At 58.8% G+C, this 21,208-nt stretch carries 24 protein-coding genes; 10 read left to right on the plus strand and 14 right to left on the minus strand.

The window, feature by feature from the left end; genetic code table 11:
• The 5 genes from ABNF92_RS11565 to pilG form a co-directional block, all read right to left on the minus strand.
• Window positions 1-900: a protein-glutamate O-methyltransferase CheR gene (locus ABNF92_RS11565; protein WP_069182281.1), complete on the minus strand. Its 900-nt coding sequence runs from the start codon at window positions 898-900 to the stop codon at window positions 1-3.
• 27 nt (window positions 901-927) lie between these two features.
• Window positions 928-3,003: a methyl-accepting chemotaxis protein gene (locus ABNF92_RS11570; protein WP_349342214.1), complete on the minus strand. Its 2,076-nt coding sequence runs from the start codon at window positions 3,001-3,003 to the stop codon at window positions 928-930.
• Between the two features lie 91 nt (window positions 3,004-3,094).
• Window positions 3,095-3,640 carry a chemotaxis protein CheW gene (locus ABNF92_RS11575; protein WP_069182279.1) on the minus strand — a complete coding sequence of 182 codons (546 nt, stop codon included), beginning with the start codon at window positions 3,638-3,640 and terminating at the stop codon, window positions 3,095-3,097.
• A 20-nt stretch (window positions 3,641-3,660) separates the two neighbouring features.
• On the minus strand, window positions 3,661-4,023 hold the full coding sequence (gene pilH / locus ABNF92_RS11580) for a twitching motility response regulator PilH (RefSeq protein WP_008939836.1): 363 nt from the start codon (window positions 4,021-4,023) through the stop codon (window positions 3,661-3,663).
• Window positions 4,024-4,055: 32 nt separating this feature from the next.
• Window positions 4,056-4,448: a twitching motility response regulator PilG gene (pilG, locus tag ABNF92_RS11585; RefSeq protein WP_008175635.1), complete on the minus strand. Its 393-nt coding sequence runs from the start codon at window positions 4,446-4,448 to the stop codon at window positions 4,056-4,058.
• 297 nt (window positions 4,449-4,745) lie between these two features.
• Here pilG and gshB point away from each other — a divergent pair, with 297 nt between their 5' ends.
• The 8 genes from gshB (at window position 4,746) to ABNF92_RS11625 (ending at window position 11,702) form a co-directional block, all read left to right on the plus strand.
• Window positions 4,746-5,699: a glutathione synthase gene (gene gshB / locus ABNF92_RS11590; protein WP_083231733.1), complete on the plus strand. Its 954-nt coding sequence runs from the start codon at window positions 4,746-4,748 to the stop codon at window positions 5,697-5,699.
• 48 nt (window positions 5,700-5,747) lie between these two features.
• Window positions 5,748-6,614, plus strand: a complete 867-nt coding sequence (locus ABNF92_RS11595) for an energy transducer TonB (protein ID WP_069182278.1) — start codon at window positions 5,748-5,750, stop codon at window positions 6,612-6,614.
• The gene (locus ABNF92_RS11600) at window positions 6,611-7,177 is read left to right on the plus strand and encodes a YqgE/AlgH family protein (RefSeq protein WP_069182277.1); all 567 of its coding nucleotides are present in this window, start codon (window positions 6,611-6,613) and stop codon (window positions 7,175-7,177) included. Before ABNF92_RS11595 ends, ABNF92_RS11600 begins: the two co-directional genes overlap by 4 nt.
• A complete protein-coding gene (ruvX, locus tag ABNF92_RS11605) occupies window positions 7,170-7,592 on the plus strand; it encodes a Holliday junction resolvase RuvX (RefSeq protein WP_222465636.1) in 423 nt (140 codons plus the stop codon). The genes ABNF92_RS11600 and ruvX overlap by 8 nt, the downstream gene beginning before the upstream one ends.
• A gap of 7 nt (window positions 7,593-7,599) precedes the next feature.
• On the plus strand, window positions 7,600-8,109 hold the full coding sequence (gene pyrR, locus ABNF92_RS11610) for a bifunctional pyr operon transcriptional regulator/uracil phosphoribosyltransferase PyrR (RefSeq protein ID WP_222465635.1): 510 nt from the start codon (window positions 7,600-7,602) through the stop codon (window positions 8,107-8,109).
• Window positions 8,110-8,136: 27 nt separating this feature from the next.
• Window positions 8,137-9,150: an aspartate carbamoyltransferase catalytic subunit gene (locus tag ABNF92_RS11615; RefSeq protein ID WP_069182274.1), complete on the plus strand. Its 1,014-nt coding sequence runs from the start codon at window positions 8,137-8,139 to the stop codon at window positions 9,148-9,150.
• A complete protein-coding gene (locus ABNF92_RS11620; RefSeq protein WP_349342215.1) occupies window positions 9,147-10,451 on the plus strand; it encodes a dihydroorotase in 1,305 nt (434 codons plus the stop codon). The genes ABNF92_RS11615 and ABNF92_RS11620 overlap by 4 nt, the downstream gene beginning before the upstream one ends.
• A gap of 213 nt (window positions 10,452-10,664) precedes the next feature.
• Window positions 10,665-11,702, plus strand: coding sequence for a putative solute-binding protein (locus ABNF92_RS11625; RefSeq protein WP_153634086.1), 1,038 nt, complete (start codon window positions 10,665-10,667; stop codon window positions 11,700-11,702).
• Between the two features lie 42 nt (window positions 11,703-11,744).
• On the opposite strand, the gene ABNF92_RS11630 is transcribed toward ABNF92_RS11625, so the two are convergent.
• Window positions 11,745-12,017, minus strand: coding sequence for an HU family DNA-binding protein (locus ABNF92_RS11630; RefSeq protein WP_064229608.1), 273 nt, complete (start codon window positions 12,015-12,017; stop codon window positions 11,745-11,747).
• A 295-nt stretch (window positions 12,018-12,312) separates the two neighbouring features.
• Between ABNF92_RS11630 and ABNF92_RS11635 the strand changes: the two genes are divergently transcribed.
• Together ABNF92_RS11635 and ABNF92_RS11640 are read left to right on the plus strand one after the other, a co-directional pair.
• On the plus strand, window positions 12,313-13,377 hold the full coding sequence (locus ABNF92_RS11635; RefSeq protein WP_349342216.1) for a hypothetical protein: 1,065 nt from the start codon (window positions 12,313-12,315) through the stop codon (window positions 13,375-13,377).
• 26 nt (window positions 13,378-13,403) lie between these two features.
• Window positions 13,404-15,467, plus strand: coding sequence for a TRAP transporter large permease subunit (locus ABNF92_RS11640; RefSeq protein ID WP_349342217.1), 2,064 nt, complete (start codon window positions 13,404-13,406; stop codon window positions 15,465-15,467).
• Window positions 15,468-15,490: 23 nt separating this feature from the next.
• Here the strand turns inward: ABNF92_RS11640 and ABNF92_RS11645 are convergent, their stop codons facing one another.
• The 8 genes from ABNF92_RS11645 to ABNF92_RS11680 all read right to left on the minus strand — a co-directional run bounded on the left by ABNF92_RS11645 (window position 15,491) and on the right by ABNF92_RS11680 (window position 21,130).
• Window positions 15,491-16,270 carry a DUF2157 domain-containing protein gene (locus tag ABNF92_RS11645; RefSeq protein WP_349342218.1) on the minus strand — a complete coding sequence of 260 codons (780 nt, stop codon included), beginning with the start codon at window positions 16,268-16,270 and terminating at the stop codon, window positions 15,491-15,493.
• Window positions 16,249-16,524, minus strand: coding sequence for a hypothetical protein (locus ABNF92_RS11650; protein ID WP_349342219.1), 276 nt, complete (start codon window positions 16,522-16,524; stop codon window positions 16,249-16,251). Before ABNF92_RS11650 ends, ABNF92_RS11645 begins: the two co-directional genes overlap by 22 nt.
• Window positions 16,525-16,570: 46 nt before the next feature.
• A complete protein-coding gene (locus ABNF92_RS11655) occupies window positions 16,571-16,849 on the minus strand; it encodes a hypothetical protein (protein ID WP_291904653.1) in 279 nt (92 codons plus the stop codon).
• 86 nt (window positions 16,850-16,935) lie between these two features.
• Window positions 16,936-18,471 (minus strand): phosphoenolpyruvate carboxykinase, encoded by a 1,536-nt coding sequence (locus tag ABNF92_RS11660; RefSeq protein ID WP_222465630.1) that lies wholly within the window; start codon window positions 18,469-18,471, stop codon window positions 16,936-16,938.
• Window positions 18,472-18,643: 172 nt separating this feature from the next.
• Window positions 18,644-19,498, minus strand: coding sequence for an Hsp33 family molecular chaperone HslO (gene hslO / locus ABNF92_RS11665; RefSeq protein WP_153637226.1), 855 nt, complete (start codon window positions 19,496-19,498; stop codon window positions 18,644-18,646).
• Window positions 19,499-19,566: 68 nt separating this feature from the next.
• Window positions 19,567-19,974 (minus strand): ribosome-associated heat shock protein Hsp15, encoded by a 408-nt coding sequence (gene hslR / locus ABNF92_RS11670; RefSeq protein WP_069182266.1) that lies wholly within the window; start codon window positions 19,972-19,974, stop codon window positions 19,567-19,569.
• A 41-nt stretch (window positions 19,975-20,015) separates the two neighbouring features.
• Window positions 20,016-20,705: a GMP/IMP nucleotidase gene (gene yrfG, locus ABNF92_RS11675; RefSeq protein WP_349342220.1), complete on the minus strand. Its 690-nt coding sequence runs from the start codon at window positions 20,703-20,705 to the stop codon at window positions 20,016-20,018.
• Between the two features lie 95 nt (window positions 20,706-20,800).
• Window positions 20,801-21,130: a hypothetical protein gene (locus ABNF92_RS11680; RefSeq protein ID WP_069182264.1), complete on the minus strand. Its 330-nt coding sequence runs from the start codon at window positions 21,128-21,130 to the stop codon at window positions 20,801-20,803.
• Window positions 21,131-21,208 lie beyond the last annotated feature (78 nt).

Here is a 21,208-nt window from a genome sequence, read left to right on the forward strand (position 1 = left end):
TTATTCTTCGTCAGTCTGGCGTTTGATCCACGCCAGCACATGTTCCGAGGGGACTCTCTGTAACCCGGGAGGCTGCCAATCGGTCAGCTCTCCCTGGCCCAGAACCAGCAACCCCCCGGGCGCCAGCCGCTCTGCAAGTCGCTTGACAATCTCCCGCCGGCGCCAGCGACGGAAATAAATCAGCAGATTCTGGCAGAAGATAATGTTCATCCCGTGCATGGGCGCTTTATCAAGATCCAGAACATTCAGTCTGGTAAAGCACACCCTGTCACGGATGCTGTTCACAATTTCTACGGTATTCCGCTCGGCCGGGCGGAAATACCGGGCTTTCATGTCTTCATCCATTCCCAGCAGTTTGCGGGGATTGAACTGACCGTTCCGGGCTTTCTCGATCACCGGCTTGCTGATATCAGAGCCGGTGACACCGAACAGCGGCTGCAACGCCAGCTGGCTCATGCATTCATTCAGCACCATGGCCAGGGTGTATGGTTCCTCTCCGGTGCTACATCCGACACTCCAGGCCTCCAGAGGGCGCTTTTTCAGCTGCTCCCGAGGCCGGGTCAGGACGTAGTCGGAAACCAGCCGGAAGGCGTCGGGGTCACGGAAAAACCGGGTTTCCTGAACCGTGAGCCGATCGACCAGTGTTGACCATTCCCGGATTGCATCGGGCCCGGATACGATTTTTTCGTAGTAGGCCTGATAGCTGCTGCAGCCGATCTCCCGCATCCGGATGCCAAGGTTCGTTTCCAGAAACGAACGGCGTTCCGCGGACAGGGTTATGCCGGTTCGGTGTTCCAGCAGGGTTTGCCACTGGCTGAACTGCGCCTCGTCCATATCCGGGAGTCGGCGCAGTGACCAGATGCCCTCGGCAGGTGACAGGTTGTTATGCATTTGCGCCATAAACCGTCAACAGCCCTGGAACGGAAATCAGCCCACCACCGGAACGTCGCTGTCTTCCTCTTCTTCCTGTTCCGCCACGTCTTCTTCCGGCAGGGTGAAGCCGGCAACGGAAGACCGCAGCTCGGACGCCATTTCTGCCAGGTTACCGATGGACTTCGCGGTCGCATTGGTACCCGAGGAGGTCTGGGACGTGATTTCCTGGATAACGTTCATGGTGTTGGAAATGTGTGCGGCCGACGACGACTGCTGACGCGCGGCGTTGGAGATGTTCTGGATCAGTTCCGCCAGAGACATGGATACGTTCTCGATTTCCTCGAGTGCGATACCCGCGTCCTGGGCCAGACGGGCACCACGGACCACCTCGGCGGTGGTGTGTTCCATCGAGATAACCGCTTCGTTGGTATCCGACTGGATCGTCTTTACCAGCGCTTCAATCTGCTTGGTAGCTGCGGAGGAACGTTCCGCCAGTCGCTGAACTTCGTCCGCAACCACCGCGAAGCCCCGGCCCGCGTCACCGGCCATGGAGGCCTGGATCGCGGCGTTCAGGGACAGGATGTTGGTCTGGTCGGCGATGTCGTTGATCAGGGATACGATGTCACCGATTTCCTGGGAAGACTCACTCAGACGCTTGATCCGCTTGGACGTTTCCTGGATCTGCTCACGGATGTTGTCCATGCCGCGGATGGTGTTCTGTACCACTTCCGCGCCTTTCTTCGCGATCGCAACCGACCGCTCCGCAACCGCAGAGGATTCGGCAGCGTTCGAGGATACCTGGTCGATGGACACAGCCATCTCGTTAACCGCGGCGGAGGCGCCGGCAATTTCCTGGGCCTGGTGCTCGGAAGCATCGGCAAGGTGCATGGCCGTAGCCTGGGTTTCCTGGGCCGCTGACGCTACCCGTACCGCAGTACCACGAATGGCCTGTACCAATCCGCGCATCTGGTCGATCGCGTAGTTGATGGAGTCGGCGATGGCACCGGTGAAGTCCTCGGTAACCGTGGCCTCGGTGGTCAGGTCACCATCAGCGAGGTCGGCCAGTTCGTCCAGCAGTCGCAGGATCGCGTTCTGGTTCTGCTCGTTCTGCTCCTGGGTGGCAGCCAGTCGGGCCTGGGCTTCGCGGTACAGGGCCAGACCGATGAAGACAACGATCGCCACCATGGCGGCCAGGATGGCGAAGGCCAGGGTCGGGCTGACCAGTCGTGAGCCGGACTGGGTCCGGAAGTTTTCAGCCAGTACCGAGAGTTCGGAAAGGAGGATCTCTGAATTCTGGAAGATGTCGCTGGCGGCAGTACGAACCTTGAAGAGGTCGGGAGAGGCCTCAAGGATCGCGTCTACGTTCTGGGAAACGAACTGGAACAGTTCATCGACCGCTTCGAGGCCGTAGATGGCGTCTTCGTCATTAACCTGAGAGATACCCATCGCCGGGTTGCCGTTCAGCTGGCCCTCGAGCACTCGACCGAACAGGCTTGCGTCGCGACCGAAACGGTCAGCGGCAATAACCGCGTCTTCGTCACCGGAGAGTACGTTGTTGACCGAGCGAACAATCCGCTCCGCCAGCAGCGACTGACGCTGGGCCAGTGCGATCTGTTCGGCAGGCGCGTCATTGTCGAGCAGGATCTGTACGATATCGTCGTACTCAACCTGCAGCTGCGGGATGGTTTCGTTCAGGGTCCGGGCTACCTCGTGCAGGCCGAGTACCGCATCCTGGGTGGAGAGGATGCTGTCGGCGTTTTCCCGCACGGTGTTCCAGTTTTCCTGAACGCCACTCTGCTGGGCCAGTTCACTCGGCGGCAGACCGGTTTCCGGATTACCCTCGGTTACGTTGGTCCAGAGCTGCTGGAATTCGTCACGGGAGCGGCGCAGCTGGTTGAAGGCCTCGGCGGTACCGCCGGCAGCCTCGGTCGCGTTCTTCGCGATCTCCTGAGAGAGTACCCTCAGCTCGGCGGTGTTGGCGATGTACTCCTGATCGTTCTGGCTGTCCTGATTGATAATGAACAGCACGACAACGAGCAGGATGGTGAGTGCGATCAGCGCGGCGATCAGGCCGGCAACCAGCTTGTTGCCTCCCTGTCCCATACTGAGTCTTCCGGCTCTGTTCTTCATTTTCTGGCTCCCGGCCTCTTCAAGAAATTGGCAAGTTTGTTTTTTCGGGTTTCAGGCGGTCAGGGTGATGTTCCTGCCATTGTCACCACCCTTACCACTGTGCGACGTCCAGAAACCGTTCGTCCTCGAGCAGGTCGACGGCCGAAAACACTTTCCAGACTTCCTCGTTGCGTTCATATCCGCCTGAGACAAACGGCTGAACGTTTTCAGGCACGCCCTCGGGCGAATCCTTGAAACTGTCAGTTGCGAAGTACTGCATACCCAGGACACTGTCGACTACCAGCCCGCTGAAAATATCGCCCTGCTCAACAACCAGCACTCGCCGCTCCCGCTGGCTGCGGGAAGAGCGGGGAATATCGAAAAAGCCGGCGAGATCAACCAGAGGCAGGAGGCGGCCACGGACATTGGCGGCGCCAAGCAAAAACGGGCGAACCCCAGGTATGTGGGTGAACCTGGGGACATGGAGGATTTCAGTGACTTCGCCCATGGGGGCAACGTAGCGTTCACCTGCGAGAACAAAACCGATGCCGTTCCAGAGTTCAACGGCTTCCTGTTGCTCCGGCAGGCCGGCAGCCAGAGACCGGCTGCGCTCGGCGATATCCGTCAGAACGGCAAAAGGGGCGGCCTGGGCGGACATGCGTACTCCACGGTTGGGGATCAGGCAATCAGACTGTTGATTGTTTTGATCAGGTCGTCTTCGTTAACCGGCTTGACCAGGTAACCCTTGGCGCCCTGGCGGGTGCCCCATACGCGATCAGTTTCCTGATCCTTGGTGGTTACGATGACCACCGGGATGGAGGCGGTTTCCGGTGCGCGGGTCAGTTGGCGGGTTGCCTGGAAGCCATTCAGGCCGGGCATAACCACATCCATCAGAACCAGATCCGGGGTTTCAGCACGGGCCTTGGCAACACCGTCGGCACCGTTGTCGGCGGTCAGCACTTCGTGCTGGTGCTTTTCCAGGATCGTGGAAATTTTCTTAACCTCGGTAGGGGAATCGTCAACAATCAGAATGCGGGCCATGGTTTCCTCGAAAGTTCTTGGGGTCAGCAGGTTTACTGTTCCGCCTGTGGAACATACTGGCGGATGGTATTGAGTAGCTCATCCTTACTGAACGGCTTGGTCAGATACTGGTCCGAGCCGACGATCCGGCCCTTGGCCTTGTCGAACAGCCCGTCCTTGCTGGAGAGCATGATAACCGGCGTCTTTTTGAAGGAGGAATTGTTCTTGATAAGTGCGCAGGTCTGGTAGCCGTCCAGGCGAGGCATCATGATATCGACAAAAATGATGTCCGGCTGGGAATCGGCAATCTTTGCAAGAGCGTCAAAGCCGTCAGTCGCGGTGATGACCTCACAGCCGACCTTTTTCAGAAGGGTTTCTGCGGTGCGACGTATGGTTTTACTGTCGTCGATCACCATGATCTTCAAATTCTCGAAGTTGTCATCCATTGTCCAACTGCCTTGCGCTCAGCGACTGTCGTTATTTTAAAACGGGGGTTTTAACACAAACCTTAAGGTTCTTCTATAAACCCCGCTCATTTATAGATTATCAATGGCCGGATAAAAAGTATTAGTTTGTGACCAAATGTACTTCTGCCCGCAACGTCACGTAACTGACTGAGGATTTCTCCGGATGCATTTGCAGCTCGGGTACAATACCATTTGATTTCACAGCATAGCACTTAATGCCCGGTCCGCTCTGCAGACCGGTTCGTGTTTTTAACCCTCAGGACTGCAGGAACGCTCATGACCGTCAGACTCGGGATCGTGATGGATCCGATTGAAGATATCCACTTCAAGAAAGACAGCTCACTGGCCATGTTGCTGGCTGCCCAGAAACGTGGCTGGGAAATCGAATACATGGAGCTGCCGGATATGTATCTCGATGGCGGCACGGCCATGGCGCACACCCGCGACCTGACCGTCCACATGGATCCCGAGAACTGGTACAGCTTCGGGCCCAGCCAGGATCGGGCGCTGGGGGATCTCGATGTCATCCTGATGCGCAAGGATCCGCCGGTGGACCGTGAGTTCCTGATGGCCACCTATATATTGGAGGCGGCGGAGCAGCAGGGTGCCCTGGTGGTCAACCCGGCATCCACGCTTCGCGACTGCAACGAGAAACTGTTTGCCACGCAGTTTGAGGACCTGACGCCACCTCTGTTGGTCTCGCGTTCGGCAACCCGTTTCCGCGAGTTCTATGCCAAGCACGGCGATGTCATCATGAAGCCGGTGGATGGCATGGGCGGTCATTCGATCTTCAGGATCCGCGAAAACGATTTCAACCTCGGGGTCATTATCGAAACCCTCACCAACTATGGCACTCACCAGGCCATGGCCCAGAAGTACATTCCGGAAATCAGCGATGGTGACAAACGTATCCTGTTGATCGACGGTGAGCCGGTACCCTATTCCCTTGCGAGAATCCCATCCCAAGGGGAGAATCGGGGCAATCTTGCCGCCGGCGGCCGCGGCGAAGGTCGGGAACTGACCGCCCGGGATCGGGAGATCTGCGAGCGCGTTGCGCCGGTGATTAAAGAGAAGGGCCTCATATTTGTCGGCCTGGACGTGATCGGTGATTATCTTACCGAAATCAATGTCACCAGCCCGACCTGCATCCGGGAACTCGATGCCGCCTTCGGGATCGATATTGGTGGTCTGTTGATGGATGCAATCGCAAAACGCCTGGGCCAGGCTTAATCCGGTAGTGGTCACCGGGCAGGTTTAACGACAGGATCCGTATCAGGAATGGCAGTTCAGGTAAGCGACTTCGACCGGTTTTCCTTCACCCTTTTCATGGCGTTGGCAGTGCACGCCATTGTGGTGTTGGGTATCACCTTTGCGCCTGAGTCGCCCCGTTCCTCGGCTCAGACCATGGAGATCACCCTGTCCCAGTTCGACGACGAAGAAGCTCCCGAGAAAGCGGATTTTCTGGCCCAGACCAGTCAGAAGGGCAGCGGTACCCAGGAAGAGGTTCGGGAAATGACCACGCCCCAGCCGGCGGAGGTCAGTCAGCCTGAAGTGGCTCAGGTTCAGCCCGAGCCGCCGTCCCAGACCCAGCCGCAGCCGCGCCAGGAAAAACAGGTGGTGCAGACCGAGAGCGCGTCCAGTCAGAAGGTTCAGGCGCCTGAGGAACGCACCACGCCCGAAGAAGAGCCCCTGCCCGTGCGGGAGAAAAAGAGCCTGATGGAGCGTAGCCTTGAAATTGCCAGCCTGGAGGCCCGCTTCGATGCCCAGCAGCAGGCCTATGCCCGCAAACCCAGGGTGATGCGTGTTACCGCTGCCTCCACGCTCAAGTCTACCAACGCCTGGTATGTCCAGAACTGGGTCAGCAAGGTAACCCGGGTGGGCAACATCAATTACCCCACCGAGGCGCGCAATGCCGGAATCTATGGCACACTGAGGTTGCTGGTGTCGCTGAAGAAAGACGGCACCATTAAAGAGGTGGCTATCCTTCAGTCTTCCGGCAGCACCGTGCTGGATGATGCAGCAATACGCATTGTCAGGATGGCCGCGCCTTTTGCACCGTTTCCGGACGAAATGCGGAAAGAGGTGGATGAACTCGAAATCATACGTACCTGGTCCTTCCAGCGTCGGGGGCTGACATCCGGATGACAGCATCAAAACACTCTCCCCACAGCTTGCGGCACCATTTTCTGGTTGCATCACCCTATCTCGCGGATCCCCGTTTCCATGGCGGCGTTATTTATATCTGCGAGCATTCCGACGACGGTGCTCTGGGCTTGATGATCAATCACCCGCTGGACATTCACCTGGGCGAGATTCTGGAACAACTGGACATGCCAGGGGGCGAACTGGATCTGCCGGTATTCAGCGGTGGTCCGGTGCAGCCGGAGCGGGGCTTTGTGCTGCATCCCCCCGGAACCAGTTGGCAGAATACGGCAAAGGTCACAGAAGATGTTCTGCTGACCACATCCCGCGACATACTGGCAGGGATTGGCCGTAGTGAGGGCCCCGAGGAATATCTGGTGGCCCTGGGCTACTCCGGTTGGAGCGAGGGGCAGCTGGAAGAGGAGCTGGGCAGTAACGCCTGGCTCACTTGCCCGGCCACCACGGAGATCCTGTTTCGTACCCCCTGGGAAGAACGTTACAAGGCCGTACTCAAACTGATCGGCATAGATCTCAACCAGCTCAGTGAATCGGTCGGCCATGCCTGAGACTACCAGTCGCCGGGTTATGGCGTTTGATTTTGGTACCCGCCGGATTGGCGTTGCCGTAGGCCAGGAATTGCTTGGGTCCGGCCAGCCAGTGGCGCTGATTCCCGCCCGCGACGGTATTCCGGACTGGCAACAGATTGAATCCCTGCTTGAGGAGTGGCGCCCGGACCTGGTGGTGGTTGGCCTGCCTCTGAACATGGACGACACCGAAAACGATATGTGTGCCCGGGCGCGCAAGTTCGGCAAGCGCCTGCACGGGCGTTACCACGTGCCGGTCGAGATGGTGGACGAGCGGCTCACCAGCTTCGAAGCCAAGGGCGAAGTGATGGCCGCCGGGGGCAGTCGTGATTTTGGACGTCACGGAGTCGACGACCGGGCCGCGGTGCTGATCCTGGAAACCTTTTTTCAACAGTGAGGACCGAATGACGGCATTGCTTGATATTGATCAGTTGCTTGACCAGATGGAGTCAGGGCTGCGTCAGACGCTGGAGCAAAGGGGCGTGGAATCGCCGGTTCTGATCGGTATCCGTACCGGTGGTGTCTGGCTGGCGGATGTGCTCAGCAAGCGCCTGGGTATCGAAGAGCCGTTCGGCGAACTGGACATTTCCTTCTACCGCGACGATTTCAGCCGCATTGGCCTGAATCCCCGGGTCAAACCCTCAAGCTTGCCCTTCGATACCGAGGGTCGGGACATCATCCTGATTGACGATGTCATTATGAGCGGCCGGACCATCCGCGCCGCGATGAATGAGATCTTCGATTATGGCCGCCCAGCCAGTATCATATTGGCCACCCTGATTGACCTCGGCGCCAGGGAACTGCCCATCCAGCCCGACGTGGCTGGCAAGACGATGGCGCTGGAATCCCATCAGCGAGTCAAACTGCGTGGCCCCGACCCGCTCCGCATCGAGCTCCAGGAAGCCGGACAATAAACCTCCGAATCAGATAACAGGCGACCCATGACCGCGAACGACTCTTCCCCGCACCACTTGCAGCTGACCCGGGATGGTCAGTTGCGGCACTTCCTTACTCTCGACGGCCTGGATCGCGCCTTGCTGACCGACATCCTCGACACGGCGGATTCCTTTATCGAGGTGGGGGAGCGCACCATCAAGAAAGTGCCGCTGCTCCGGGGCCGGACCGTGGTGAACCTGTTTTTTGAATCCAGTACCCGCACCCGCAGTACCTTTGAGCTGGCGGCCAAGCGACTGTCTGCGGATGTGCTTAACCTGGACATCAGTACCTCGGCCACCTCCAAGGGCGAATCCCTGTCTGACACGCTGCTCAATCTGGAAGCCATGGCCAGCGACATGTTCGTGGTCCGCCACTCCCAGAGTGGTGCGCCGCATTTTATCGCCGAGAGCGTGACCCCCGGCGTCGCCATTATCAACGCCGGTGATGGCCGTCACGCCCACCCGACCCAGGCCATGCTGGATATGTTGACGATCCGCCAGCACAAGGGGCGGTTCGAGGGCCTGAAAGTCGCTATCGTCGGTGACGTCCTGCACTCCCGGGTGGCCCGTTCCCAGATCAGGGCCCTCAACGAGCTGGGTGCCGAAGAGGTACGGGTCATTGCTCCCGGGACGCTGCTTCCCAAAGACGTGGAAAGTCTTGGCTGCACGGTTGAATACGATATGAACCGGGGCATGAGGGACCTGGATGTGGTGATCATGCTGCGGCTTCAGAAAGAGCGGATGGAAGGCGCTTTGCTGCCCAGCGAGCGGGAGTTTTACCGGCTGTACGGACTGAACCAGCAGAAACTGGCGCTGGCGCATCCGGAATGCATCGTCATGCATCCGGGGCCCATCAACCGCGGCGTTGAAATTGAGTCGGCGGTGGCCGACGGGCCGCAATCGGTGATTCTGAACCAGGTCACTAACGGCATTGCCATCCGGATGGCGGTCATGTCCATGGCCATGGGCGGTCAGGTCGCCGAGCGCCAGCAGAAACTGAGTGAGAGGGGCCAGGCATGAGCAGTGTCAATACATCCGGAAGCAGTCTGAAAATCACCGGAGGCCGCCTGTTCGATGGCCAGGGCGCAGAGCAGGAGAATACCGCACTGTTGATAAGGGATGGCCGTATTGTTGCGATGGGCGAAGCCGCCGCCCGGGAGACAGCCGACGAGACCATCAGCGCAGACAACGGCATAATCACACCGGGGTTTGTCGATCTTTGCTGTAATGTCCGTGAGCCGGGCAACGGTCAGAAAGGTAACATCGCTTCGGAGACCCTTGCCGCGGCCCACGGCGGATTTACCACCGTGTGCGCCTCGCCGGAAACCTCGCCGGTAAACGATTCCAGTGCCGTCACCCACCTGATCCGTGATGGTGCTGCCAGCCGTTCGCCCATCCGGGTTTTGCCCATTGGCGCTATCACCCGAGGTCTTGAGGGCGATCTGCTCAGTGATATGGCTGGCCTGGCCGCAGCCGGCTGTGTTGCCGTGGGTAATGGTTCCCGGGGCGTGCGCAATGCCCGCATATTGCGCCGGTGTATGGCCTACGCCCAGACGTTTGGTTTGACGGTGATGTTCAGCCCCGAGAACCAGGCCCTGGCCGCCGACGGCTACGCCCATGATGGCCTGGTGACCTCGCGTTTGGGCCTGCTTGGTATTCCGGAAGTGGCGGAAACCGCTGCGGTGATGGAGATGCTGTTACTGGCCGAGGAAACCGGGGTACGTTTGCACCTCAGCCAGCTCTCCTGCGGTCGCAGTGTTGAAATGCTGGCCGATGCCCGCCGCCGGGGTATTGCGGTCACCGCCGATGTGGCCATGCATCAGTTGGTGTTCACGGAGGAGGCGCTTGCCGGTTTTGACAGCCGCTTCCACGTCCGCCCGCCACTGCGTGGCGAGAGCGATCGCAAGGCGCTGATAGCCGGTGTCCGGGAAGGGGTAATTGATGCTATCGTCAGCCAGCATCAGCCTCATGATACCGCTGCAAAGCAGGCGCCCATGGCTGCTACCGAGCCGGGGCTGTCCAGCATCGAGAGTGTGCTGTCGCTGGGTCTGGAGCTGGTGGAAATGAATGAGCTGGCGTTGCCCGACCTGATCCGGGCTCTGACTGCCGGTCCGGCCTCCGTTCTTGGTCGGAAAGCCCGACTAGCAGAGGGCGAAATGGCCGATCTTTGCCTGTTTGATCCCGATGCGTTCTGGACGCCGAACTCGAAAACACTGGTTTCAGCGGGTCGCCATGCGCCGGTGACCGACCGCGAACTGCCAGGTGTTGTCCGGCTCACCCTCAGTGAAGGTCGCAAGGCCTGGTCAAAGCCGGCGAACTGATATCGGCTTACGGCATGAAAGTGCGGCAGGGGTTGCGAAACCTCTGTCGACACCATCACAGAATCTCCCCCTTTTGCTGAAAAACCCTTGATGGCAGGCACCTGTGCCAACGTATTCTTGTAGCCGTCGCCCTATGGTCGACCAAGGAAAGCGTGGCCTGGCCGGTCCAGAAACCCAGACCGGCGCCCGACAATAATAACCAGGAGTCATCCCGTGAAATCAGCAAACTTCCCCCAGCGGGTAGCCATGGCGGCTGCCCTCTGTGCCAGTCTGGTCTTTCCCTCAATGGGCCAGGCGCAGGCACAGAATGAGCCTCTGGAACGCAGTTTTTGCGTTTTTGACCCGGTTGGTGCCAATGGCCCCCTGTTTGCCATCACCAAGACCTTTCAGCCGGTTGCCCTGAAAAATGGCATCAAGCTGGATCTTCGCGCCTATACCGATGAAAAGGTGGCTGCCGAGGACTTCAAGGCGGGGCAGTGCGATGCTGTTCTGCTTACCGGCACCCGTGCCCGTGAATTCAACAAGTTCACCGGCAGCCTTGAAGCCATGGGCGCCGTGCCTGGCGAAGAGGAAATGCGCCTGCTGTACAACACCCTGAGCCAGCCCAAGGCCCGGCCGTTCCTGATTGACGGCCCCTACGAAGTGGCAGGCGTGTTCCCTGGCGGCGCCATTTACCTTCACACCCGGGACCGCAGTATCGATTCGGTCGAAAAGCTTCAGGGCAAACGGATTGCCACCCTGGACTACGATCAGGCATCGGTCCGGATGGTTCGCCATGTCGGCGCCTCCGTGGTGGGGTCCAATTCCGCGAACTTTGCCGGTAAGTTCAATAACGGCAGCGTTGACCTGGCTTACGCCCCGGCCGTCGCCTATACCCCGCTGGAGTTATACAAGGGCGTCCAGCCCAACGGGGCCGTGGTCAAATATGCCTTGGGCTACATGAATTTCCAGGTGATCATCCACCGCGACCGGTTCCCCGATTCCGCCGGCCAGATGGTCCGGGACCAGGCGATCAAGCGCATTGATGAGGCGTATGAAATCATTGCCCAGGCAGAGGCGGAGATTCCTGAAGACGTGTGGATGGAGTTGCCGCGGGAAGATACCGCCGAATACGACAAGATGCTGCGCAAGGTGCGGCTATCGTTACTGGAAGACGGTGTTTACGATGAGCGGGCCATCAAGCTGATGAAGGCGATTCGGTGCCGGGTAGATGCCACCCGTTCCGAGTGTGCCTCCGTCGCCGGTACCTGACACTGGAGTGAATCAGGCCCGCATGAGCGGGCCTGCGGCTGACTAGCGGATTTCGTCTTTCAGTGCCTTCCCGGCCTTGAAGCCCACGGTTTTACTGGCAGGGATGCGAATGGTCTCGCCGGTTTGAGGGTTGCGTCCGTCCCGCGCCTCACGACTGCGAATATTGAAGGTTCCAAAGCCGATCAGGGTGACATCTTCGCCCCGGGAGGCAGCGGCCGACACCTGGTCGGTGAACGCGGTAATCACTTCGCTGGCCTTGTCCCGGGTGAGGCCGGTTCGGTCGGCAATGGCCGCGGCGAGTTCAGGTTTGCGCATCGGATACTCCTTTTATTGTATTTCTGCTGTTTCAGTCTCTGTCCTGGCCGGAATCACAACGATTCACGGTTGCTGCAATCTATAGTGGCTTCCGTCCCATTGTGCAAACCTCCGGGCGGCATCGGTGTGTTTAATTTAGCGTCATTTGCGGCATCGGTCGCATAAAAGCCGGGACTCCTGGGCCATAATGCCCACCTGGTTACAGTCTGTAACAAACCGGTTTATCCGACGGAGTCTGGCCCGCGGGATCGGCGCAGAACTGCATCAGAACAAAAACGCAAAAGGTGAAGAAGGTATGACCCATTTCCGGAATCCCTCCCAAAAGGCGCTTTTGACGGCGCGCCGTGTCCGAAATCTCGTGGCAGCGTTCACGGCCAGCGTGGTTCTGAGCGGCTGTAGTATGGTCAATCACATGATGTACAAGACCACCGGTGATGTGATGCAGGGCTTCTCGCGGAGTCACACGGTACCCTTCCTGATGGAGAGTAACGACCTGGCCATGGGGTGCGCCATGAGCGAGGCGACCGCGCCATTGTTGATGTCCTTTGGCCGAGTCACCAATGAGCCGGACCAGCTTGCGGTGATGCTCTACCTCTCTGCCGGCGGCTGTGCCGAGGAAGAGGCCCGTGAACATGAGCTTGCTGCCCTTGCGGCTCTGCACGCCATGAACGGGAATGCCGCTGAAGATGCCATGATCCGTCAGAAGCGGGCCCATACCCTCGCCGCGCGGCGCTATTACACGGCCTGGCAACACCACAATGCCCATTACGGAAATCCTGCAGATGGCGAATGCCCGGATTTCGATGACGACATGGATGAGTTTATCTACATGGCCGGCCTGCTTTCCGGTCTTCAGGCTCTCAACGCCCAGATTCAGTCCACCTCCTCCATCGGCGTGCCGGCAAACGTGGGTTCCATTGCCGCCCGTGCTACCAGCTGCCTTGATAACGAGAAATGGTGGGGTGCGCCCATGGCTCTGAGGGCAACGGTCTGGGTCATGATTCCCGGTGCCCAGCCAGACGGTGAGGATGCCTTTGAACGGCTGGCCATTGCTGACGAGCAGGGTGAAGCTGCGGGCGTTCGCCTGCCTCATGTTTTCCATGCTATCGCGGCCCTGAACAAGGGGGACGAGGCGATGGTTCGGGAGGTAATCAGGGAACACGCAGAATCCGTCGAGAATACTCCGTCCAACGACGACTGGCGATTCGTGGATGCGATGGCCACCGATATGATCGTCGCGGTGTCTGATCGTTTGTGGGTTGAGAATACCGGGCACCGCACGCCTATGGGTCAGCTCGGTACCTTCTGGGATGACCAGCAGGAAGAGGTTGAAACCATGGACCTGGACGATCTGCTGTAATCACTTCCTACCCAGAGTAATCAGTTATGTCGAAGGGCGGTTTTCATCGGAGCGGGCTGGAGTGGTTTTCATCGCTACCGGCCTGTCTGCTGTTGCTTGCGGTGGTCATCTTCTCCACAAGCAGTGATATCCATAACCAGATGTTGCGCGGAGGCGAACAGCTCTGGAGTGGCTACTACAAGTTGCGGATGGACCCGGTTCAACCGACCTGTGACCCAAACCGTGATATTGAGGCAGCGGTCGCGGCCGAAATGGCCGCCGATGATTCCGTGGACGACCCCATGGCAGCGTTGCTGGGGGCCGAGGAGAAAGATCCGGACGATGTCCGAATCGCCATCGAACGGGCGGTTGCGGATTGCCGTGAAGCCCACCGGAATTTTGAGAACCTCAGGGACCAACTGACACCGGGAGTGAAAGCCTATCGGGCCGTTGAACTCTTTATTGCCGACCTGATTGCCTTCGGTCTGGAGTCTCAGCGCTTCATTCTGATCATCCTGGTCATGTTGTGTGCGGTAACAGCCACCCTGACCCGGCATCATATCGCCATGCGCGCCATGGAGACACGGCTGGATTACACCGTCTCTCATACCCTGCAAACCATTGCCAACGCCATGTTGTTGGGCTCGAGTGCGATCTTCCGACAATCCAGCCTTGGCTCGGACACGGCGGTCTCATCGGAAGAGCTGTTGCTGCACAATTTCTGGATTATCGGTTTCGCCTGCCTGACCCTGGCCAGCCTGTACCGGCTGTTCCGGGTTCCCGATGACCTTCAGGAGGGCGGCAGCCTGAACAAGGCTTTCCTGGCTGTTCCCCTGTATACCGTGATGTGCCTGATCTCTGGCACCTATTTCGCTCTGATTGGACACGCCTCCGGGATTGGTATCTATCTCGGCAAGATGATGGAACTGTCCGACATGTTCCTGAATGTCGGCCTGTACGTCTGGGTGGGCATGATGCTGAAGCAGACCCGTCTTGCCACCCTGGTGTTCAATGTCTTCCGGCCCTGGCGCATGCCGCCGGAAATGCTGGCGGTTGTAGCGGTTCTGGTTGCCGCCGTGCCCACGGCCTACACCGGAGCGTCCGGCATCTTTGTGATCGCGGCGGGCGCGGTTATCTACAGCGAGCTGCGCGCGGCCGGTGCCCGACGGCATCTGGCCCTGGCAGCCACCGCTATGTCCGGCTCTTTGGGGGTGGTGTTGCGGCCCTGTCTGCTGGTGGTGGTCATCGCCTACCTGAATCGGGAAGTCACAACCGATGAACTGTTTGGTTGGGGTATCTGGGTGTTTGTGCTCACTGCCACCATGTTTGCGATTGTGGCCCTGAGTGTGAACCGCCAGAGCCAGTTCAACCTGGCGCCCTCCGCCGAGGCCTTCCCGGCCATGACCCAGGCCCTCAAACCCCTGATTCCCTATGTCCTGGTCATCGCCGGCGTCGTGCTGTTCTACCGTCTGGCTCTGGATGTCGGGATGGATGAATTCTCGGCGCCAAGACTGTTGCCGGTGATCATGCTGGCCATCCTTGTCTATGAGCATGTCAGCCTGAAAAACCGGAAGGGCAAAGCCTCTGGGGAGATCAACCACCAGGGGCTTGAACGAAGTCTCCGTGGCGCCACTAACGACACAACCGCGGAAATTGGCGCATTACTGCTGTTGCTCGGTCTGTCGGTTAGTATCGGTGGGGTAATCGAACGGGCGCACCTGATGGAGGCTTTCCCGCAATCGTTTGAAAGTGCCTGGTCGGCCATGCTGTTGATGGTGGTGATTCTGGTGATTTTGGGCATGATCATGGACGCGTTCGGTGCGGTGATCCTGGTGACAGCCACCGTTGCCACGATTGCCTACTCCAGCGGCATACACCCCATCCACTTCTGGATGGTCACCCTGGTGGCCTTCGAACTGGGCTACCTGAGTCCGCCGGTCGCCCTGAACCATCTGTTGACCCGCCAGGTGGTCGGAGAAGCAGAGGTGCTGGCGGCGCAACAGGAAACGGGGACCTTCTATCAGCGCCACGAGCGTATCATTATGCCGCTGATTGCCATGGGGATCTCTTTGTTGCTGGTGGCCTTTGTGCCTCTGATGTTTTACGCCTGAGGTTTACGGTGAAATCCCTCAGACTAATGGCGGCGCTCGATCAGTTCCCTGAGCGGTGCGGGCAATAGGCTTCGCAACCGTTCTGAAACCCGCTGCTCGTGACGCTGCCAGAGAATACCCAGCCACACGATCGCGAGCCCGATCAACGTAAGCGCGATTGGGAATAGAAGGCTGTCCTCGAAGACCTCATAAGCAAGATGGCCAAGGTAACCTGCGACGCCCAGGCCGCCGAACACAACGAATACCCGCCGGCCCAGAATGGCGCCGGCCATGATCATCACCAGATTTATCAGGCAGTAGAACAGCTTGCTCCATTCGCTATCAGACTCCATCAATGAAAGTCCGCTCCAGAACGCCGTGACACCAAAAATGTATAACCAGAACGCAAAATCGCGGCTGCTCTGGTTTCGGATATCCACCCAGAAAGCCAGCAGGACGATCAGGAGACCGAACCACAGCGAAACCCATTTCCTGAGTTCCCAGGAAACGTACTCCGCGCCAAACAGGAAGGGCGCCAGATCCATACTCATGTACCAGAGCGTGACGGCCACCGGCATGACCAGGAAGGGCAACCGGTAACGCCAGAGCATGCCTGCGCCTGAAGCCAGAGTGGCCAGTTCCATGAAAAACCAGCTCCAGTCAATGTAGCGGTGGTAGTCCCGGTATTCATGGCCGCCCGACCACCAGCCCATGCCGGCCTGAAACCCGAAAACGGCAAGGGGTGTGAGGACAACCACAAAGGTCGCTGTGATCCCCGCGGGAATCTTCTGGTCCAGCCGCTTCAGAAAAACTCGGTGAGCCACAGGCCGGCACCGGCGTAGACGAGGGCAATCAGTAACAGGCCCCAACCGCCAAGGCTTTCCCACGAGAGGGTCATGAACAGGCTCATGGCCCCGATGGCAATCAGGCCGCCGAAGTAATAGAGGATGTGGGTGAAGCGCAAAGAAGGGGTTTGTTGCTGCTGCTCCGATAAGAACGTCCAGAGCCGCTCAGCCTGTTCGTCCGTGATGATCTGCTTGCTTGCGGCTTGATCGAGAAGACTGCGCTTCAGCTCCATGAGAGTTTCCCCCTCGAAACATTCTTTTTGTCGGAATCAGTTCAGATCACCGATTGCCCCACATTTTGGAAACCGCGGCATCGGATCCCAGGGTTCCAACGATCAACGAAACACCACCAATCCCGAAGAAAACAAGCACCGGAATCAGGGCACCCAGCTTACCGGTGTAAACCAGCGCGGTTGCTGACACCGTCGCCAGAACGAGGAACAGAGCGCCCACCACGTTAAGCACGGTGCGGTGTGATTCCTTGTAGCTGGGCCCAACCTGTCCGGATTCCAGTGGTTTGAGAATAAACGAGAAGAGCTGGCGCAGACGCTGTTTCATGAAGCCGTTTCCTTGAATGTGTTGCCCCATCATACAAAAAAAGCGCCGTGCTTTCGCAGGGCGCTTTTTTACGTTCAGGAATCGACTTAGCTCAGCTTCGGGCCGGCCTCGACGATGGAATCCGCCACGTCGAACTTCTTGAAGTTTTCGACGAACTGCGCGATCAGTTCCTGGGCCTTGCCATCGTAGTAGTCCGGGCTCACCCAGGTGTTGCGCGGGTTCAGCAGCTCGGTATCCACGCCTGGCACATGCTTGGGCACATCCAGGTTCAGGGTTGGCAGGTGCTCGGTTTCCACATCGTCCAGGTCACCGTTCTGGATCGCGGCGATGATGGCGCGGGTGGTCGGAATGCTGAAACGCTGTCCTTCGCCGTAAGGACCACCGGTCCAGCCGGTGTTCACCAGAAAGACCTTGCTGCCAAACTCGTCCATGCGCTTCATCAGCAGCTCGGCGTAAACGCCGGCCGGGCGCGGGAAAAAGGGCGCACCAAAGCAGGTGGAGAAGGTGGACTTCAGCTTCGAGGAAGAACCCATCTCGGTGGAGCCAACCAGTGCGGTGTAGCCACTCAGGAAGTGATAAGCGGCACCTTCGCGGCTGAGGATGGACACAGGTGGCAGCACGCCAGTCATGTCGCAGGTCAGGAATACGATGTGAGAGGGCTCTCCGGCACGGTTCTCGAGCACGCGCTTTTCAACGTGGTCCAGCGGGTAGGCGCAACGGGAGTTTTCGGTCAGCGATACATCGGTGTAATCTGGCTCGCGGGTTTCCGGGTCGATCACCACGTTTTCGACAATGGCGCCAAAACGGATGGCATCCCAGATGATCGGCTCGTTCTTGCGGGACAGGTCGATGCACTTGGCGTAGCAACCGCCCTCGACGTTGAACACGGTGCCCGGGCCCCAGCCGTGCTCGTCATCGCCGATCAGGTAGCGGTGCGGATCGGCAGAGAGAGTGGTCTTGCCGGTGCCGGAAAGACCGAAGAACAGGCAGGTCTCGCCGTCTTCACCCACGTTCGCGGAACAGTGCATGGGCAGCACGTCCTTCTCTGGCAGCAGGAAGTTCTGCACCGAGAACATGGCCTTCTTCATTTCACCGGCGTAGTGCATGCCGGCCAGCAGAACCTTGCGCTTGGCAAAGTTGATCATCACGCAGCCATTGCTGTTGGTGCCGTCGCGCTCGGGCACGCACTCGAAGTTGGCGGCGTTCAGGATCTGCCACTCCTGCTTGTCGGCCGGGTTATAGCTGTCCGGGCGGATAAACAGGTTGCGGCCGAACAGGTTCTGCCACGCGGTCTCGGTGGTCATTTTAACCGGCAGGTAGTGCTCGGGGTCGGAGCCGACATGAACGTGAGACACGAACTGGTCTTTTTCGGCGATGTAGGCTTCAACACGGTCCCAGAGGGCGTCGAACTTTTCGGCGTCGAAAGGACGGTTGATCGGACCCCAGTGGATATCGTCCGAGGTGCTGGGCTCCTCGACAATATAGCGGTCCATGGGAGACCGGCCTGTACGGTCACCGGTCTTTACAACCAGGGAACCGTTGGATGCCAGCTGGCCTTCTTCACGTGCCAGTGCAACCTCAACCAGTCGTGCTGTACTCAGATCATTATAAGTGCTGCTCACTTCGACCTCGCCCTCGGGATGTCTTAGTGATTGCTCAGGCCGCCCCCCAAAATTGACGGAAATCTGAGCAATCGGGTCAATTCAGGCGCGCTATTATGCCAGAGACGCCGGTAAAAAACGACTGCCCTGAACCCCTTGCTATCAGCGGTTTCCCGGCCAATCGAACGTGCTTCTAGTGTAGCGTATGACCGGTGAAAAGATGATCAATATCATTTCTATCGAAGCGATAGTGAGCGTGGCAAAACTGGCAGTCCATCTCGATGGATCCCTGTTCTTCCAGAATGCTGTAGCATTCTTCGCGGCCAATGGCCTCCAGGGCGCCAAGGGTGCGCTCCCTTGAACAACTGCAGCGGAAGGCAACCGGTTCGGCGTCGAACAATCGAACGGTTTCCTCGTGGAACAGTCGATGGAGCAGGGTTTCACTATCCAGCTCCAGCAACTCGGCGGCTTCCACGGTCCGCGCCAGGTGGTTAACCCGATCCCAGAGATCTTCGTCTTCCTCGGAGGCGCCCGGCAGGCGCTGGAGCATCAGACCAGCGGCGCCGTTTTCATCGGCAAAAAGGAACAGGCTGGTGGGAATCTGTTCCGAGCGTTCGAAGTATTCCTCAAGGCAGCCGCCAAGTGTCTCTTGATCCCGGGGCACGACGCCCTGGTAGCGATTACCCCGGTTCGGCGTAATGGTGATGGCCATCCGGCCTTCGCCGAGCAGATCATGAAAAGTGTCTTCGCTGACGGCGTGCTCGTCAAAACGGGCCAGACCACGGATGTGCCGGTCGTGGCTGCATTCTGCCATCAGAGTGCGTAACGGGCCTTCTCCCTGCGCCTGAACGGACAGCGTGCCCTCAAATTTCAGGGTGCTGCTCATCAGGATGCTCGCCACCAGGGCTTCGCCGAGGAGCTCGCGGACCGTGTCCGGATAGGGCGCCTGGCTGCCGATTTCCTGGTAGCTGTCGGCCAGCCGCACCCAGGCTCCCCGCACCTGGCTGTGTTCAAAAATAAAGCGCTGGAACTGGTCGCGGGATGCCATGTTGTCTCTCCTGAATGCTGAATGCCGGTCGTTGCAAGTTGACTGAGGGCGGGGGTGTTAAAAAGGGTTCAGAGGCCGTTCTGTTCGCGGAAGCGCTGGATATCCCTTCGGTCTTTCTTTGAAGGGCGTCTGGCCGGAGGGAGTTGCGCTGCCTGCATGGTTTTTCGTTGCCAGGCCATTTCTTCGCGTTTCTTGGCGCTCTCTTCCGTCTCGTGGTAGAGCTTCTGGGCTTCGGGCGCGCCACGGCGGCGGTCGCTGATGTCATCGACAATAACAACCTTCTCCTGCCAACCCAGACGCAGCGTGAGTTTCGCGCCGGCTTCCACCAGCTTGCCGGGTTTGCAGCGCTGGCTGTTGTAGTGGACCTTGCCTCCTTCGATCGCTTCCTTGGCCAGGGAGCGGGTTTTGTAGAAGCGGGCAGCCCAGAGCCATTTATCCAGTCTTACCCTTTGTTCGTCAGCAGTTGATGCCGTCATGTCTCCTCACCTGATGGGCTTATACGCCAATTATAACCCTGTCATCGGCCGGATGGCAGGGGTGACCGCTGGCGAAGGGCCGGGAGAACTTCGTCGAAGTGATGGATGCAGGGGATTTCCGGGTGCCGTTGGCGGGCCTCCTGCTGACTGTCCGGCGCCAGTACAGCAAGGCACTGGGCAATGCCGGCTGCCAGGGCACTTTCCAATACCGGGAAACTGTCGTCGACCATCAGGGTGCTGTTGGCCTCATAGGGCGTTACCTTCTGGAGATCCTGCCAGAATGATGGGTCTTCCTTGGGCTTGCCTAGCTGATGGCTGGAGACTATGGCATCCACCCGTGTGTCCAGGCCGGTTCGTTTCAGCTTCAGGGCCAGAGGGTCGGGGTGACAGTTGGTGACAATCACCAAGTGAAGCCCGGATTGCCTCAGGGCATCGAGAAAATCCGTTACGTGAGGGCGGTATCCGATCCGGTCGCCCACCTCTGCTTTCAGCCCGGTAATGTCCAGGGACAGGCGCTCGCTCCAGTAATCGGTGCAATACCAGTTCAGTGAGCCGCGCTCGGCCATGATCATCGGGATCAGTCTGTCTTTCGCTTCCTGGGGATGAAGGTCATAGTGCTCGGCGTACCGAGCTGGTAGATGCTCGAGCCAGAAGTGGTTATCGAAATGCAGATCCAGAAGTGTCCCGTCCATATCCAGGAACACGGTGTTAAGCGAGGACCAGTCAACCATAAACAAAAACAGCCTGAAGAATTTGCTTCAGGCTGCCGCAGTTCTCTCGTCGGGGCAAGCCGTGATAGTACGGAGGCGCGCCCGATGGAGTCGGATCAGTTGCTGGTCTGTACCGTTTCGGGTTTCTTGCCGGTGCGGGTACATCCCAGGCAGCGCACGAATGTCGCCTTGGCAGGCCCCATGACCAGAACCTCACCGGCTTCGTCGGCGTTGCCGCCCAGCAGGGAGAAGGGCAGGGATACCAGGTAGACAGCGCCGCCCACAATGGTGGTTGCCAGCAGGGCCGGACGAACAAAAATCGCATCGCCGGTCATGGCCAGCGCTGACGGGGTTTCATCCACGGCCTGGGCGTGTCCGAGAGAAGAGAATGCCATCAGGCAGGCCGCCACAGTGGCCACCAGAGTGCGTGAAATCTTGCGGGTCATCGTACTGTCTCCTGAGCTTTTTGGCCCTAAATACCGCCCCATTGTATACCTTGGGCGTAAATCCTCTGTTAACTATGA

It is taken from the genome of Marinobacter sp. MMG032, assembly GCF_040112695.1.
GTDB lineage: Bacteria > Pseudomonadota > Gammaproteobacteria > Pseudomonadales > Oleiphilaceae > Marinobacter > Marinobacter salsuginis.